Raw genomic sequence first — 1,879 nt, 5'->3', positions numbered from 1 at the left:
AAAAACACATAAAAAGAAACCCCCAATTCCCCCATGAATGGGGGCTAGGGGGCTGAAGTGTCGAAGACACTTTTTTATATGCGCAGAGGATGGTATCTTTTATATTTCTTTGAAAAAATACAGAATAAGGTCTTCTCAAAAATGGTCAACTATATATAATAAAAATTAACCAAGTTGGTCAAAAGGAGGATTCATGAACGAAAAGTTTTATAGTCTGCCAAAGGAAAAGCAACAGGCAATTATCAATGCCGGCTATCGGGTATTCTCACAGAACAGTTATAAAAAGAGTCCGATGCAGGAGGTCGCTGATGCAGCAGGAATCAGTAAGTCGCTTCTTTTTCACTATTTTCAAAATAAGAAAAAATTTTATATGTTTCTCTGGACGACCTGCGGCAGAATTTCTATTTCTACAATGACGGCTTATGGATGTTATGACCGCAGAGATCTGTTTGAAATGATGGAACGGGGATTGAGGGCAAAAATGCATATTATGAAAAAATATCCCTTTATGGGGAACTTTGTGATCCGTGCCTTTTATGAAACCGATCCTTCTATTCAAACGGAAATCGAGAAGAGCTATGCCAGATTGATTTCTATGAAAGCTGCCCCGTCGTGGGCTAATTTGGAGCCGGATCAGTTTGTTGAGGGCGTGGAGCCTGAGAGAATTCTCAGGGAAATGTATCTTGTCTCAGAGGGATATCTGTGGGAACTACAGAAGAATGGTTCTCTGCAGACAGAAGAGGACATCGAAAAAATAGAAGCGGACTTCCGGGAAATGATTGCATTCTGGAAAAAGATATATCTGAGAAAGAAGGGTTAAATGATGAACGCAATACGAACAGAGGGGCTTACGAAATATTATGGAAGGTCCCGGGGAATTGTTGATCTTGATCTGGAGGTATGTGAGGGTGAATTCTTTGGATTTATTGGTCCAAATGGAGCCGGAAAAAGTACGACGATCCGTATTCTGATGGGATTGATACAGAAAACTCATGGCAGCGCATGGGTACTGGAAAAGGATATTTCCAAAGAAAAAGAACAGATTCTGTCTGAGATCGGTTATCTTCCCTCAGAAGCGGTTTTCTATCCAGATATGCGAGGCCGGGATCTGATCCGCCTTTCGGCGGAGCTGCACCGGAAAGACTGCCGGAAAGTATCCGCTGATCTGTGCGAGCGTCTGCAGCTGGATCCTTCTCGCCGGATCGGCGAGCTTTCGTTTGGAAACAGGAAGAAACTGGCTGTTATCTGTGCCCTGCAGCATGATCCAAGACTCTGCATTCTGGATGAACCAACCGGAGGGCTGGATCCTCTGATGCAGCGGGAATTCTTTGAAATACTGAAGGAAAGAAACAAGAAGGGCATGACAGTATTCCTTTCCTCACATATCCTCTCCGAAGTCCAGCGCTTTTGCGGCCGGGCTGCGATTATACGGGAGGGCAGAATTATAGCTTCCGGAAGTGTAGAGGAACTGGCACGTACAAACGCAAAACGGATTTCTGTCCGGGGAAATTTTGACCCTTCCGGTCTGCCGGATGTACGGGATCTGCAGAAGGCTGATGACTCCACCAGTTTTCTGTACGGTGGTGATATCAATCTGCTTCTGGACAGACTTAGCCGGCAGCGAATTATGGATCTTAGCATATCCGAACCGGATCTGGAAGAGATTTTTCTTCATTATTATACGGAAGGAGAGGAACAGGTATGACAATCTTCAGACATGAACTGCGTCAGGGCCGGACAGCTCTGATTATATGGACTGTATCCATCGCATTTCTTTTTGCGGTATGTGTTTTTTTATTTCCTGAGTATTCCGGGGCATTTTCCATCACCAGTCCGGCGTTAGGAAATCACTATTCCGGATAAGCGGAAATCACTGTTC

General features: G+C 44.5%; 3 protein-coding genes. All 3 read left to right on the top strand.

The annotated features are described in order from the left end of the window. Positions 1-193 precede the first annotated feature (193 nt). From FGQ85_RS18075 to FGQ85_RS18525, 3 genes are read left to right on the top strand one after another with little or no spacing between them, the layout of a single operon-like run. The gene (locus FGQ85_RS18075; RefSeq protein ID WP_087167983.1) at positions 194-820 is read left to right on the top strand and encodes a TetR/AcrR family transcriptional regulator; all 627 of its coding nucleotides are present in this window, start codon (positions 194-196) and stop codon (positions 818-820) included. Positions 821-823: 3 nt separating this feature from the next. After that, positions 824-1,705, top strand: coding sequence for an ABC transporter ATP-binding protein (locus FGQ85_RS18070; protein ID WP_087168062.1), 882 nt, complete (start codon positions 824-826; stop codon positions 1,703-1,705). Further along, entirely contained in the window at positions 1,702-1,863 is a 162-nt protein-coding gene (locus FGQ85_RS18525) for a hypothetical protein (RefSeq protein WP_171028017.1), read from the top strand. Before FGQ85_RS18070 ends, FGQ85_RS18525 begins: the two co-directional genes overlap by 4 nt. Positions 1,864-1,879 lie beyond the last annotated feature (16 nt).

Origin of the sequence: Pseudoflavonifractor sp. BSD2780061688st1 E11, from assembly GCF_005844125.1 — a bacterium.
Taxonomy (GTDB): domain Bacteria; phylum Bacillota; class Clostridia; order Lachnospirales; family Lachnospiraceae; genus Sellimonas; species Sellimonas catena.
Note: the sequence above shows the minus strand (reverse complement) of the source record. Positions and strands in the feature narration are given on the sequence as shown.

What these genes read in the sequence shown, in the direction of transcription:
- FGQ85_RS18525 (WP_171028017.1), top strand. Translation starts at nt 1,702, where the DNA reads ATGACAATCTTCAGACATGAACTGCGTCAGGGCCGGACAGCTCTGATT.
- FGQ85_RS18075 (WP_087167983.1), top strand. Translation starts at nt 194, where the DNA reads ATGAACGAAAAGTTTTATAGTCTGCCAAAGGAAAAGCAACAGGCAATT.
- FGQ85_RS18070 (WP_087168062.1), top strand. Translation starts at nt 824, where the DNA reads ATGAACGCAATACGAACAGAGGGGCTTACGAAATATTATGGAAGGTCC.